This is a genomic window from Comamonas sp. JNW (genome assembly GCF_003105075.1).
GTDB classification, from domain to species: Bacteria; Pseudomonadota; Gammaproteobacteria; order Burkholderiales; family Burkholderiaceae_C; genus Comamonas; species Comamonas squillarum.
Genome location: NZ_QETI01000002.1, coordinates 532,706 through 546,255 on the forward strand (window position 1 = coordinate 532,706; position 13,550 = coordinate 546,255).

The 13,550-nt window shown below is 65.4% G+C and carries 12 protein-coding genes; 8 read left to right on the forward strand and 4 right to left on the reverse strand.

Annotated elements, in window-relative coordinates; translation table 11 throughout:
- The first annotated feature begins 19 nt into the window (after positions 1–19).
- Entirely contained in the window at positions 20–3,649 is a 3,630-nt protein-coding gene (locus DCO45_RS05460) for a choice-of-anchor P family protein (RefSeq protein ID WP_116924847.1), read from the forward strand.
- 135 nt (positions 3,650–3,784) lie between these two features.
- Here the strand turns inward: DCO45_RS05460 and DCO45_RS22555 are convergent, their stop codons facing one another.
- Positions 3,785–4,036, reverse strand: a complete 252-nt coding sequence (locus DCO45_RS22555) for a hypothetical protein (protein ID WP_133248075.1) — start codon at positions 4,034–4,036, stop codon at positions 3,785–3,787.
- A 132-nt stretch (positions 4,037–4,168) separates the two neighbouring features.
- Here DCO45_RS22555 and DCO45_RS05465 point away from each other — a divergent pair, with 132 nt between their 5' ends.
- Both DCO45_RS05465 and DCO45_RS05470 read left to right on the forward strand, forming a co-directional pair.
- Positions 4,169–4,807, forward strand: coding sequence for a DUF6806 family protein (locus DCO45_RS05465; protein WP_116924848.1), 639 nt, complete (start codon positions 4,169–4,171; stop codon positions 4,805–4,807).
- A gap of 85 nt (positions 4,808–4,892) precedes the next feature.
- On the forward strand, positions 4,893–5,441 hold the full coding sequence (locus DCO45_RS05470; protein ID WP_116924936.1) for a YgjP-like metallopeptidase domain-containing protein: 549 nt from the start codon (positions 4,893–4,895) through the stop codon (positions 5,439–5,441).
- Here the strand turns inward: DCO45_RS05470 and murI are convergent, their stop codons facing one another.
- Positions 5,442–6,293 carry a glutamate racemase gene (gene murI, locus DCO45_RS05475; protein WP_116924849.1) on the reverse strand — a complete coding sequence of 284 codons (852 nt, stop codon included), beginning with the start codon at positions 6,291–6,293 and terminating at the stop codon, positions 5,442–5,444. It abuts the gene before it with no gap.
- A gap of 66 nt (positions 6,294–6,359) precedes the next feature.
- On the reverse strand, positions 6,360–6,734 hold the full coding sequence (locus tag DCO45_RS05480) for a hypothetical protein (RefSeq protein ID WP_116924850.1): 375 nt from the start codon (positions 6,732–6,734) through the stop codon (positions 6,360–6,362).
- Between the two features lie 224 nt (positions 6,735–6,958).
- Here DCO45_RS05480 and DCO45_RS05485 point away from each other — a divergent pair, with 224 nt between their 5' ends.
- Positions 6,959–7,663 (forward strand): YebC/PmpR family DNA-binding transcriptional regulator, encoded by a 705-nt coding sequence (locus tag DCO45_RS05485; RefSeq protein ID WP_116924851.1) that lies wholly within the window; start codon positions 6,959–6,961, stop codon positions 7,661–7,663.
- Between the two features lie 178 nt (positions 7,664–7,841).
- Positions 7,842–8,120: a PsiF family protein gene (locus tag DCO45_RS05490; RefSeq protein WP_021027750.1), complete on the forward strand. Its 279-nt coding sequence runs from the start codon at positions 7,842–7,844 to the stop codon at positions 8,118–8,120.
- Positions 8,121–8,249: 129 nt separating this feature from the next.
- On the opposite strand, the gene DCO45_RS05495 is transcribed toward DCO45_RS05490, so the two are convergent.
- Positions 8,250–9,272: a porin gene (locus DCO45_RS05495; RefSeq protein ID WP_116924852.1), complete on the reverse strand. Its 1,023-nt coding sequence runs from the start codon at positions 9,270–9,272 to the stop codon at positions 8,250–8,252.
- Between the two features lie 293 nt (positions 9,273–9,565).
- Between DCO45_RS05495 and DCO45_RS05500 the strand changes: the two genes are divergently transcribed.
- From DCO45_RS05500 to DCO45_RS05510, 3 genes are all read left to right on the forward strand, one after another.
- The gene (locus DCO45_RS05500) at positions 9,566–10,183 is read left to right on the forward strand and encodes a Crp/Fnr family transcriptional regulator (protein WP_116924853.1); all 618 of its coding nucleotides are present in this window, start codon (positions 9,566–9,568) and stop codon (positions 10,181–10,183) included.
- Positions 10,184–10,400: 217 nt separating this feature from the next.
- Complete coding sequence (locus DCO45_RS05505) at positions 10,401–12,467, forward strand: diguanylate cyclase (RefSeq protein ID WP_116924854.1); 2,067 nt, start codon at positions 10,401–10,403, stop codon at positions 12,465–12,467.
- 102 nt (positions 12,468–12,569) lie between these two features.
- On the forward strand, positions 12,570–13,517 hold the full coding sequence (locus tag DCO45_RS05510) for a LysR family transcriptional regulator (protein WP_116924855.1): 948 nt from the start codon (positions 12,570–12,572) through the stop codon (positions 13,515–13,517).
- Positions 13,518–13,550: the final 33 nt, after the last annotated feature.

Here is a 13,550-nt window from a genome sequence, read left to right on the forward strand (position 1 = left end):
CGGTGCAGAAGGAGACGCTATGAACCCGATTGGTGCACAGAGAACTATCCGCCGTCTGCTGTACGGGGGGCTTGCAGGGCTGGCCTTCGTCTGCAGCACTTCCGCCCTGGCGGCATCCTCAGGATCCGGGCGGGCCTATGGCCTGCAGGTCACTGCCGATGTGCTCGGGGCAGGGCTGGGAGTCCCATTTGCGGATACCGGCCAAAAAAGTGCACCACCGGATTTCAACACGCCTGTTTCTGTAGCGAGTGTGGGCGTGACCGCCGGAGCCAATCTGCTGAGCGTGGGCACGGGTGTCATCAACTCCTCCACCCAAAGCAATCTGGCGCAGAACAACGTGGTATCCAACAGCTCCGTGGACGGTTTGAATCTGACGCTGGCGGGGTTGTCTCTGGGTGCCAATACCATCAGCTCTCAAGCCCGTATGGCCTGCGTCAACGGCGTGCCGCAAGGCTCGGGCGATGCCCAGATACTCGGCGGAACCGGCGCGCTCAGCGGAGTCAGCGCAAGCCTCAATGGTCTTGTAAACCTGACGATCGGGGTGCCAACCATTGGCACGGAGGTGGGTGTCAAGCTCTACACCAATGAGCAAAGCCAAAGCGGCACCTCCATGAGCGTGACCGCGCTGCGCATTGAGTTGGTGGCCAAGGCCTTGACCCTGCCTTTGCTCAACGCCTCGGTGATCGTGGGCAACTCCACCGCATCCATGCCCGATTGCAAGCCCACGGTGACCCTGAATCCTCTGCCGCCGATCAACGCGGGCAACCAGGCGTCGGTGCCCATCAGCGGCAGTTGCAGTGCCGGCAGCGGCAATGTGGCCATCAGCTCCAACCCAGCAGGCGTGAGCCAGTCGCTGCTCTGTGCAGCAGACGGCACCTATTCGGGCTCGGTCAATGCACAAGGCCTGCCCGATGGCACGGTGACGATCACCGCGACACAGACGGTGTCCGGACAGCCCCCTGGCTCGGCGAGCCAGTCGACCACCAAGAGCACGGGCTCGGTACCCCAGTTGCCGGTGGTGGCCGTCGTTGCGGCGCCCCAGATCACGGCAGCGAACCAGGCCTCGTACACGGTGTCGGGCACCTGTTCGGCCAATGGTGAGGCGGTGGCCGTCATGGTTGGATCGGTCCCGGCATCGGCGCTGTGCGGCGGCGGTGTCTGGTCGGCCTCGGGCATCAATGTGAGCGGTTTGCCTGATGGATCGGTCACGGTGACGGCCTCGCAGACGGTGGGCGGTCAGACCGGCTCGGGTAGCCTGGTGACCGGCAAGGACGCGACCGCCCCCGCGGTGGCGATTACCTCGGCACCGGTGATCAATGCGGCCAACCAGTCGTCGTATGGCGTGGCGGGCAGCTGCTCTGAAAACGGGGCGGCGGTCACGGTGCGCGTGGGGACCGTGGCTGCTGTGCCGCAGCCTGTGTGCAACAGCGGTATCTGGTCCACCTCGGGCCTGGATGTCAGTGGTCTGCCTGCAGGCGCGGTTACGGTAACCGCGATGCAGACCGATGCGGCCGGCAACATCGGCAGTGCCAGCCGCACGACCAGCAAGGACAGCAGCGCAGCTGCCGTCACGGTGGTGGTGGCGCCGCGTATCAACAGCAGCAACCAGGCCAGCTATGGCGGCGTCTCCGGCGCCTGCAGTGCGGCTGGCGGCATGGTGACGGTGGCCATTGGCAGCATCAGCAACACGGCGGCCTGCACGGGTGGCAACTGGAGCTTGAGCGCTGTCGATGTGCGCAGCCTGCCTGAGGGCACGGTGGTGGTGAAGGCCTCGCAGACAGTGGCTGGCACCGTCATCTCCGGCACGCTCAACACCGTCAAGGACACGACGGCGCCTGCGGTCTCGATCAGCACCGCGCCGACCATTGATACCTTGAACCAGAACGCCTACAGCCCAGCGGGTACCTGCACCAGCGGCGACGGCGCAGTCACGGTGAGTGTGGGATCCATCAAGGTGACGGTGGCCTGCGTCAACGGCACCTGGACGGCGCCTGGCATGCAGGTGGGCGCCTTGCCCAAGGGACCGGTCACGGTGACGGCATCGCAGACCGATGAAGCGGGCAATACCGGCAGCAGCAGCCGCGAAGTGGCCAAGACCTCGGACCCCAATGGCGAGCTGCCTGCCGGTCTGATCGCAGCCCAGAGCGGCACCTGGATCATCAAGGACGAACTCAATGGGGAGCCGGGTCGCGGCATGGGCATCGACATCCAGGATGGGGTGCTGTTCATGCAGGTCTACAACTACCGTGCTTCGGGTGCGCCGACCTTCCACACAGCACTGGGCACCCTGCACGACAACACGGTGACCGCGCCGCTGTATTTCTACGAAGGCGGGCGCTTCTTTGGCAGCGAACAACGCGACGGCCATGAGGCGGGCAGCCCCGGCAATGTGGTGATCACCTTCACCAGCCGCAACACCGGCACGATCCAGTTCCCAGGCGAGCCCACCAAGGCGATGCAGCGCTACGACTATGAAGGCACGCCAGCTGGCGTCTTTTCCGACCCGGCCTTTGTCGATCGCTGGGCGATGGTCGAGTTCAACAGCAGCAACCAACCGGTGCGCAGCTGGTGGGCCGATATTGGCACGAGCGAACAGGTGCCCATGAGTGGCGAATGGGCGGCTGCGGCGATGGCCTGGCCTTATCCCGCTACAGCGGCAACAACCGTGCATGGCTTTGGCGGCACCTTGTCCGGCCGTGTGGTGGCGCAGTGCAGCTACAGCGGCAGCGGTGTGGTGTTCAACTGCGCGGGCAACCGGGCGGGCGGCGCAGGCGGCGGTGCCGTGGTGTCACTGTCCTTGCAGCGCGGCGTGGACCAGATCAGTGGCAGCGTGCAAGAGGGCGGTGGCGAGGCCCGGCGCCTGGTCGGTTTCCGCATCGCTCGTGCCGCCTACACCCGCCAGAACAACCAGAATGTGCGCACCAGCTACTACGCACCGGGCTATGCCCTTGAGTCGGGCACCTGGGTGGTCAGCAGCGAGCTGCGGGGTCTGCCGGGTCGGGGGATTTCGATCGAGCTGCAAAAGCCTGTGACCAGCGAAGACCATATGCTGTTCATGTCGGTGTACGACTATGAGAGCAACGGACAGGCGACCTTCCACAGCCTGCTGGGCGCGCATGATGCCTCCACCACGCCAGAGCCCAACACCCCCGATCTGCCCACGGTGCAGTACCAGGGTGGGCGCTACTTTGGTGGCCCGGCTGCGATTGCCAGCTTCAAGGCCGATGCTGGTCTGACCCGGTCGATCCACTTCACCGCGCCATCGGTGGGAACGCTGGCCTTCCCCGGTGAGCAAGCGGTACAGATCGAGCGCTTCTACTACGGTGTGAACAAGGCCTCGGCCCAGTCGCTGCGCGGATCCTGGGTGCTGCTGTCGCAAACGGATGCGATAGCCAGCCGCAGCTTCCGCTTCCAGACACGCGATGCCAACTCGGTGATCGATGCGGCCTCGGGCTATGTCTGTGTCGCCGAAGTGCTGCGCCAGTTCAACTTCCGCTGCACCGGCCCGTCAGGCTCCCCAGCCTTCCGCTTTGTGGCCGGCTTCTATGGCGCCAGCACCGGCATTGTGGGAGACGCCGAGGATGCGCCGGCCATCACCGTGGTGCGGGTGACCGACCCGAACGGCGAGATGGTGCAGGCGGGCGACTGAGGAGGGGACACATCGCTGGCCCGGCCTTAGCCGGCCGGGCCGGACCTGGCCTCACCAGGCCGGGCACAGCGGTGGCTACTGACCCTGCGGGACAGGTCCGGGGCCAGACCTGTTAAAATACCTGGGCGCCAAGCACTACTGAGCAACGGTTTCGCAGAAAACGCCTGCAAACCGTTGTTTTTTATTGCCTGCGCCCCAGGCGCTGGCCGGGCATTGCGAAGACATGCTGGCAGCGACGACGACCGTTTCGCATCCCCGGCCTGTGCTGTGCGGGATGCGGTGCGCGAGCCAGCAGGCATCCTGCTGGCTTTTTCTTCGTCTGTGGTCGACAAACCGGGCACAATGTCCGATATTGAAGATATTGCGCCGCTCGGGTGGGTGGCGCATGGAGAGTCGCCAACCTGGCCCCGCATCGGTGGCTGTGCTGGCGCCTTGTGCAGAGCGATGCGGTGTGCCGTGTCATCAGGCGTGGGGTTGGCGAGCGCAAGCGGGCAGCCCCCATTTAGGAAGGTACAGAACATGCCCAGTTACAACCCACCCTTTGAGATCCATGTCCACGGACAAGTGCTGCTGCGCGCCGATGTCGGATTTGACCAGCTGCAAGAGGCCTTGAAACCGCTGTGGGGCTATGCGGGCGCCAAGTCCCTGGTCGATGGCGCGGAGAGCGCTTACGAGGAAGAGCCCGGCATTCTGTTCGAGCCCAAGGACCATATGCTGCAGATGTGCTGGACGGTGCGCGGCGATGATGATTTTCGCCAGTCGCTCGACGACATGTGCATGAACCTCAATGAGCTGGCCGACCAGGGTGCGGCGATCGAGGTCACTTTCTATGACGCCGAGTTTGACGACGAGGAGCAGGACCGCAGCGCCGAGTCGCGCGATGACTTCATGATGCTGTTTGTGGGCCCGACGCCTGCGGCCATCATGCAGGTGCAGCGCGACATGCTGGTGCAGGACGTCGTGAGCACGATGGAGCGCCACTTCGATGCCGGTGAACTCGTCGGTGTCGTCGGTGAGATCGACAAGCTGTTCAGCCAGCGCTTTGATGCGCTGGTCGATTCACTGGAGATCGGCAAGCCGCCTCGCGGCACGGGTGGCACCGGCGGCCCTGGTGGTGGCCACGGCGGCGGCGGTCGCCGCCCGCGCCACCTGCACTGAAAATAAGGCTGCGCGCGCCCCAAGCGCAGCGCATGTTGTTTATCCCAAGGCAGCCGCTGTGCTGCCTTTGTTGTTTGCTCGCGCCATGTCCAGCCCTGTCCCGCTTCCCTATTTGCAGTCCTACCCCGCCAGCTTACAGCAGCAGGCCGCAAGCCTGGTGCAATCGGGCCAGCTGGGCCAGTGGCTGCTGCAGCGCCATCCGCAGCCGCACCAGATGCGCTCGGACAAGGCCTTGCATGCCTATGTGATGGGCCTCAAGGGCGAGCACATGCGCAACAGCGCGGGCTTGGCCAAGGTGGTATATGACAGCAAGCTGCAGCTGGTCTACCAGGCGCTGGGCATCCATGTGCGCAGCGGCAAAAACCATGGCGGCAAGACCCAGTCGCGCCACGAGATCCGCATTGGCAGCCTCTTCAAGCATGCGCCCGAGGCCTTTTTGCGCATGATTGCCGTGCATGAGCTCGCGCACCTGCGCGAGTCCGACCACAACAAGGCCTTCTACCAGCTGTGCGAATACATGGAGCCGTCCTACCACCAACTGGAGCTGGAGGTGCGCCTGTACCTGACCTGGCTGGACCAGGGCGGCCACCGGCTGTGGCAGCTGGGTGCTGAATCGGCGGACGGCGCCCGCTGATCAGCCAGCGGCCTGGCAGCGCTGCGGCGGCAGCCCCAGCCACTGCGCGGCGGCGTATTGCAGCGCCGCCAGCTCGCCGGTGGTCACCAGGCTGCAGGCCTCGTCAAGGCTGGGCGCCTGCGCCGGCTTGCGCAGCATGCCGGTGGCGTGCAGCAGGCTGAAGGTGCGGCGGGCCACGGGCGTGGCCGTGTCGAGCAGTTGCACCTGCTCGCCCACCAGCGCGCGCAAGGTGTCGGTGGCAAAAATGTAATGGGTGCAGCCCAGCACCAAGGTGTCGATCTGGCCGGGCTGCGCGCCAAAGCGGCCCATGGCGGCCAGGTAGGTCTGGCACAGGTCCTGGATTTGCGCGGCATCGGCGGCTGCATCACGCCCGGGGCGGGTGCTGTCTTCAATCGCCCGTGCCAGCCCATTGCAGGCCTGCACCACAAAGCGGGTCTGGGCCGCATGCGCCGTCTGCAGGGCGGCAAAGCGGCTGCTGCTGACGGTGCCCTGGGTGGCGATCACGCCCACCACATGGGTCTGGCTGTGCTGGGCGGCGGGCTTGAGGGCAGGCTCCACCCCGATGATGGGCAGGCCCGGGTGCTGCTCGCGCAGGCCCTCAATCGCCGCTGCGGTGGCGGTGTTGCAGGCAATCACCAGCGCCTTGATGTCGTGGCGCTCGCGCATCTGCTGCGTGATGTGGGCGCAGCGCTGCTGCACAAAGGCGTCGCCACGCTCGCCATAAGGGGCATTGCCGCTGTCGGCCACATAGACGAACTGCTCATGGGGCAGCACATCGCGCAGCGCGCGCAGCACACTCAGGCCGCCGATACCGCTGTCAAAAACACCAATGGGGGAGAGAGGGTGGGGCATGGGGGCGAGCAAGGTCAAGGCTGAGAAAAAGGCGCGGGCGCCGTGATTGTAGGCAGGCTGCAGCTTTTATGCATCGACCGCTGCGAGCAGCATCAGGCTGGTACAGACAATGCTGAGGAGCCAAACCCCGAGCACGACGCCCAGCACATGGGGCCAGCGCGACAGGCCCGGCCAGCAGCGCCGCAGCAGGCAGTGCAGCGGCGTGATCAGCAAAGCCTGCAAAAAGCTCGCCGAGATCAGGATGGGCCAGAGGCTGTCGCCATGGATGGCCTGGAGCAGCGCGCCATCGCCCGCCCAGACAAAGAGCTGCTCGGCCGGCGCGTAGCTGGCAAAGCCGGGTAGGCCCAGCAGTACCAAGGACAGCACGAGGCCGCCCAGGCTCCAGAGCAGGGGGGTGCGCTGGGCCTGGGTCCAACGCCAAAGTCGCTGCAGAACATGCATGGCGGTATTGTGCCTTTGAACGGCAGGCGCAGCCCGTGCTGCGCCGTCGCCCCAGCGTCGCCTGGCCGCTGCGATGCCCCAGGTTTTTTGGCAAGAATTTCCCCTTATAGCCAGCACAGCCTTGGGCGGCAGTGTATAAATTTGCCCTGTCAATCTGGGCTTTGCCCGGCATTGTTGCCAGCAGCGACCGCTGCTGCCCAACCAACAACTAGGAAAACGCAGCCATGGGCGCGCAATGGAAAGCAAAGGGCAAGGCGCTGGTCGCTGATGCCAAGGGAAAACTCTTTGGCAAACTGGTCAAGGAAATCACGGTCGCGGCGCGTTTAGGCGGGGGTGACCCGGCCAGCAATTCGCGCCTGCGCATGGCTGTGGAAGCGGCCCGCAAGGCCTCGATGCCCAAGGACACCTTGGAGCGCGCGATCAAGAAGGGCTCGGGCGCTGGCGCCGATGCCGTCAACTACTCGACCGTGTTGTTCGAAGGCTATGCACCCCACCGCGTGCCGGTGATGGTCGAGTGCCTGACCGACAACCCCAACCGCACGGCGCCCAATATGCGCGTGTGCTTCCGCAAGGGCCAGCTCACGGCCGTGGCCTGGGATTTTGACCATGTGGGCATGGTCGAAGGCGAAGCGGAGAACGGCGCTGATGTGGAGCTGGCCGCGATCGAAGCGGGCGCGCAGGATTTCGAGCCCGCCGAAGAAGAGGGCGTGACCCTGTTCATCACCGAGCCCTCGGATTTGGACACCGTCAGCAAGGCCTTGCCCGACCAGGGCATCAAGGTGCTGTCGGCCAAGCTGGGCTACAAGGCCAAGAACCCCGTCAGCATGGGCAGCCTGCCCGCCGAGGCGCAGGAAGAAGTGCAAGCCTTCTTGGCCGGCCTGGAAAACGATGACGACGTGCAGAACATCTATGTGGGCCTGGTGGACTGATCGCAGTCCCTGCCAACCCTCTTGAGAACGGCCGCGCAGGCCGTTTTTTCATGGGCGCTTGTGAGGCCGTCGTAGGCAGTTTGCGCTTCTTCATCATCTGCCCATTGACAGGGCGGGCCAGATATGCAGAAATTCGCTTGCGCTGGTCGTCGGCGCAGTTTAGATAAGAGCCCATACCATGAAAAAACTCATCGTCCTTGCCAGCATCGCGCTGGCATCCCAGTTTGCGCTGGCAGCCGACAAGACCCCCACGGCCCAGCAGCAGCTGATGGGTACGTGCAACACCGAGGCCAAGACCAAGGAGCTCAAGGGCGATCAGCGCAAGGCGTTCATGTCCAGCTGCTTGTCTGATGGCCGCAAGCGCCAGCAAGAACGCATGAAGACCTGCAACGTCGATGCCACTGGCAAGAAGGGCGACGAGCGCAAGGCCTTCATGAGCGAGTGCCTGAAGAAGTAAATACTTCTTTCGATCCGGCGCCAACGTGCTGGGTCTGCCGAACCGGCAGGAAAAAACGCCAAGCATGCACACATGCTTGGCGTTTTGCGTGGTGGGCCCGAAGGCCGCACAGATCGCTACAGAAACCGTTTAGAAGCGGTGGCGCACGCCCACACCAAAGCTGGTGCCGTTGCCGAAGTTCTTGACCTTGTCGTACATCACGATCGCGTAGCCATCGGTGCGCTTGGAGAAGTCGTAGTTGTAGCCGACCGAGACGGTATCACGCTTGGAATCGCTGTCTTGCAGCTTGCTGTGGGCCCAGGCGGCGAGGATGCGGCTGGTGGCGCCCAGTGGCACGGTCGCGCCCAGGCTGGCGGTCTTGATCTTGAAGTCGGTGTCCTTGCCAGTGGTCTGGCCGTAGGTCGCGTAGGCCTTGGCAAAACCGGCGTCATAGCTGGTGCCCAGCATCCAGTTGCGGTGGTTCTCGGGCAGCACCACGGACACGGGGTTGCTCAGGTCCACGTCTTCGTAGAAGCCGGTGATGGCAAAGGGGCCGCTCGCGTAGGTGGCGTTCAGGCCGATGTTGTTCTTGCCGCCTTGGCCAGCCTGTTCACCAAACTGGTAGTGCAGGTTGCCGCTGAAGCCGCCGACCTTGGGCGTGCTGTAGATCACCTGGTTGCCCCAGCCGGTGTCGGAGGGGTTGCTGCTCTGCCAGCCGCTCTTGTTGAACAGCGACACGTTTTGGTGCAGCACCAGCGGCGAGAAGGTGAAGGAATCCCCAAAGGGGTTCATCGAGATCGTGGGCACAAAGTTGGGCGCCACGGTGCGGCCCAGGGTGACGGCGCCGAAATCGCCTGACAGCGACACCAGCGCATCGCGCGACCAGAAGATATCGCCGTTGAAGCGGCCGGGTGTGCCGGTGTCTGCGCGCATGAAGCTGGTCAGCACAAAGCTGGCCTTGAGGCCGCCGCCCAGGTCTTCCGTGCCCTTGAAGCCGAACCAGGAGGTGGTCATGCCACCGCTGCCCAGCGTGGAGGTGCGGCCATCATCGCCAGGAGCTTTCATCGAGCCGATATACATATCGACCAAGCCGGTGGCGGTCACCGACGATTGGGCCTGCGCCGCGGAGGCGCAGACGGCCATCACGGCCAGGGCGAGCAGTTTGTTGTTCATGGCATTCCTTTGTTACAAGCGTGTGAATTTGTGATAGCGGTGAATTGTGAAGTCAGTGCCGACCGCTCTGAGCAATATGTGTGCCAAAAGCTAAAAAAACCGCTGGTAAAGACCCGAGGTGTGGCGTGTACGCCGCATATTGGGGGTATATGGTTTTTGCATGGACTTAGCCGCTGTTGCCAGATGAGCACGGTGGATCAGGGCTGAAAGCTGCCGTGGTGGCGGGGCTGATCGCTGGCAAGGATTGATGTAGCTCAATGTGCGCAGGCGTCAATCGGGGCAAAGTGCGGCCCATGCCTGACTTACTCTGCCTGGATGAATTCGCCCCCCACAGCGCCGGCGCCGGTGCCTTGCTGCGCCAGCGCCACCAGCACTTGCTGGATGTGCTGTACCTGGAGCGGGGCTCGGTCGCCTTCGGGGTGCAGGAAGAGGGCCGCATGCGCCACCTCCTCGGGGTCATGGAGGGGCCCTGCTGGCTCGATGCCGCGCCGGCACTGGCCGAGCAGCCCTGTGCGGTGGACATGGTGGCGCGCACCGCCGTGCAATGGCGGGCGGTGCCCGTAGTGCAGCTGCGCAGTTACCTGCTGCAGTGGCCGGCCGAGGCCCAAGGCCTGGTGGCCAGCATGGCCCAGGGCTACTGCCAGCAGGCTGCGCTGGCAGTCAGCCGGGTGGCGCAGGACGCTGTGGCGCGCTGCGCCGAGTGGCTGCTGCAGCATGCCGAGCCCGGCGACCAGGGGCTGCGGGTGCAACTGGCACAATCGAAACGCCAGATTGCCGCGCACCTGGGCATTGCGCCCGAGACGCTCTCGCGCGTGCTGCGCCAATTGCGCGACCAGGGCCTGCTTGACGGCCTGGGAAAGAACCTCTGGCTGCCGCAGCCCGAGTCGCTGCGCCAGCTCGCCAAGTCCTAGCCAACCCTATCGGGCCCTGCCCAGCATGGGCCAGCCCATCGGTGACCCGGGTTTTCTCCGTCCGGTCTTTTCCCGATACCGGCGCCGGACCTAAACAGCGAACATGTGCGCAGCTGAAAGGAGGCGCCGCATGCCAGAGTCTGTTATTTGCTATTGCCGGGCCGACTCGGGCGTTCGCTGCCGCAGGCCATGGGCCATGCAGGTCAGGTAGCGCGGCATGGATGACAGGAAGGTGCATTGGCAGCCAGATCCCCCACCCCCGGTCGACGGCCTGCGCGATACGGCCGGGCCCTGGCTGTGGCGCCTGTGGGTGGTGGTGCCCTTGATGGTGCTGCTGGGCACGGCGCTGGTGCAGTGGCTGGCGATCCATGCCAGCCAGCAGACGGTGATCACCCAGCTGTCGGCCCAGCAGGCCGACGAGACCGAGATGCTGGCCAGGCTGATGGGCAGCAAGTTCGAGCAAAGCCAGAAGGTGCTGGGGGCCCTTGCCGAAGCGGCTGCGCCCTGGGTGCAAGGCCCCGCGTCCCAGCCGCCCCCGCTGCTGGAGCAGGGTCTGGCGGCCACGCGCTACTTTGACAGCCTGGTGTTTGCGCGCGGCACCCAGGTCTTCAGGCGCCATGTGCGCGATGCGGGCGAGGGCGACGAGGCCGTCGAGCCAGCCGAGCGCGATGTGCTGCGCCGCGTGATGGTCGATGGCAAGCCCCTGGTGTCCGAACCTTTCAAAAGTGCGTCCGGCGGGCCCAGCATTGCGCTGGGCATTGCGCTGCGCGACAAGCAAGGTGCAGTGCAAGGCGCCATGGCCGGGGTGCTGCGGCTGCAGTCCCAGAGCCTGTTGCCGGTATCGCTGGCAGCCACCCCGCCGGACAGCGGACAACTGGTGCTGATGACGGCAGCGGGCGTGCTGGTCTCCCACCCCGACCCGACGCGCATTCTGGGCACGACCGAAGATGACGCCTTGTTGGCCCCGGTGCTGCAACGCTGGCAGGAGCGCGCTGCCCGTGGCGGCGCCCAGACCGCGCAGTCCTGGTGGCTGGCGCCCAACCTGGTGAGCGTCGCGCAGATGCCTGCGGCCCGCTGGCTGGTGGTGCGCGTCATGCCCCATGACCAGAGCCTGCAAAGCTGGGGGCGCCAGTGGCGCAGCTGGTGGTGGCTGCTGCTCATGCCTGTGGCCCTGGCAGCGCTGACCTGCCTGTGGCTGTGGGCGCACAGCCGGCGCTTCAAGCAATTGGTGGCGCAGACACCGCTGCCCGTTGCACCCACCCCGGTGCTGGCACTGGCCTCGGGGCCGGTCCAGGTGGCCGACCCTGCCAGCGGCCCGCCGCCCGACGAGATTGACCGCATGGGCATGCACCTGCAAGAGCTGGGCCAGCAGCGCGAATCGCTGGCCGAGCAGTTGCGCCAACAGCAGCAACTGGCCGAGAGTGTGCTCGCGCATGCGCGTTTTTCCTTTTTGCTGCTGCAGCGCGATCAGATTCAACAGGTCTCCCAGGCGCTGGCCCATTTGCTGGGCTACAGCCGCCAGGACCTGCAAGGCCAGCCGGTGCGCATGCTGGCGATGGCCGACCAGGACTTCGACCAGGCCTGGGAGCAACTGGCCCCGGATCTGGAGCGCCTGGGCAGCGCTGAGACCAGCGTGGTGCTGCGCCACCAGTCGGGCGCGCCGGTCATGGTCAGCCTGCACCTGGTGAACATTGCGCAGGCGGGGCCGGATCTGCGCTGGTGCTTTGTGCGCGCCGGCCAGGCCCGCGTGGCCGCGCAGTCGCCCAGCCGCATGGACAAGCTCACCCTGCTGCCCAACTACGAGGCCTTGCTGCTGCACCTGACCGCCCTGCTGCAGGCTAGGCGCGAGGGGCTGGACCAGTCCTCGCCCAGCGCGCCGGTGCTGTTCTATGTGAATGTCGACAATATGTCGGCCATCAATGCACTGGCCGGCCATGCACAGGGCGATCTGGTGCTGCAGCATGTGGCGCGCCAGCTGCAGCTGCTGCAGCCTTTCCAGGGCTATGCGGCGCGGGTGGCGGGCGACAAGTTTGCGCTGGTGCTGCGCCAGTGCAGCCCGGAAAAGGCCCATGAGCTGGCTGCCCAGCTCTGCGACACCCTGCAGAACTGGCAGCCCCAGCTGCGCAGCAAGCATTTTGTGGTCACCGTCAGCATCGGTCTGCTTCAGATGGATGCCTCGTTTTCCGATGCGCTGCAGGTGGTGCGTGCCGCCGACATGGCCAGCTACAGCGCTAAGCGCCAGGGCGGCAACCGGGCCTGCTGGCGTGAGGCCAAGGTGGCCTGAAGGCCAGGGGCTGAGGGACATCCGCCACAGCTTGGGGTAACAACCGGGATAGGCTGCAGCCCCCGGCTGATAAGCTTGAATGTCCTCATTCAAAACACCCGCATGCGCGACCAAGCCCTGTTTGACAAGATTGACCTGCACCTGATCCGGGTGCTGCACACGGTGCTGACCGAGCGCAGCGTCTCGCGGGCGGCCTTGCGCCTGGGCATGTACCAGCCGGCGGTGTCGGCCGCACTCAAGCGCCTGCGCGACCTGGTGGGCGACCCTTTGCTGGTGCGCTCGGGCGCGGCGATGATGCCCACCGACAAGGGCCAGCGCATGGTCGAGCCGGCCGCTGCCATCCTGCGCGCTGCCGAAGGCCTGTTCAGTGATGCCCGCGATTTTGACCCGCAGACGGCGACCCGCACTTTCCGCATTGCAGCGAGTGATTACTTCGATCCGCTGTTCCTGCCCGCGCTGGTCGCGCGCATCAAGTCCGAGGCGCCGCTGTGCGTGGTGGAGATCTACCCGCTGTCGTCCGAAACCCACTACCACGCCCAGCTCGCCCAGGGCGATATCGATGTGGTGGTGGGCAACTGGCTGCAGCCCACCGGTGACCTGCACATGACCAGCCTGATGAGCGATGAGGTGGTGAGCCTGGTCAGCCGCCGCCACCCGGCCGTGCGGCGGGGCTGGGATGTCGAGGCCTGGCTGCAGGCCGAGCATATTGCGCCCACTGCCACGCACCCGGGCGCGCGCGGCATCATCGACGCCCGGCTTGATGCACTGGGGGTGGAGCGGCGCATCATGGCGCGCTGCGCCCACTTCAGTGCCATTCCTGCCATGGTGGCATCGAGCTTGCTTGTGCTGACCACGGGGCGCCAGTTCTGTGAGCGCTTTGTCGACACGCATGCGCTGGCCATTTTGGACTGCCCGCTGGCGCTGCCGCCGCTCGATTACTACCTGCTGTGGCACGCCCGGACCCATGCCTCTGATGCGGCCATCTGGCTGCGCAGCTGCCTGAAAAAAACCGCGCTCTCGCTGCGAAGCCCGGCGGGCTATTCGCCGTGAGTGAGCGCATCTTCGCGTTTTATCCCGCGCTCG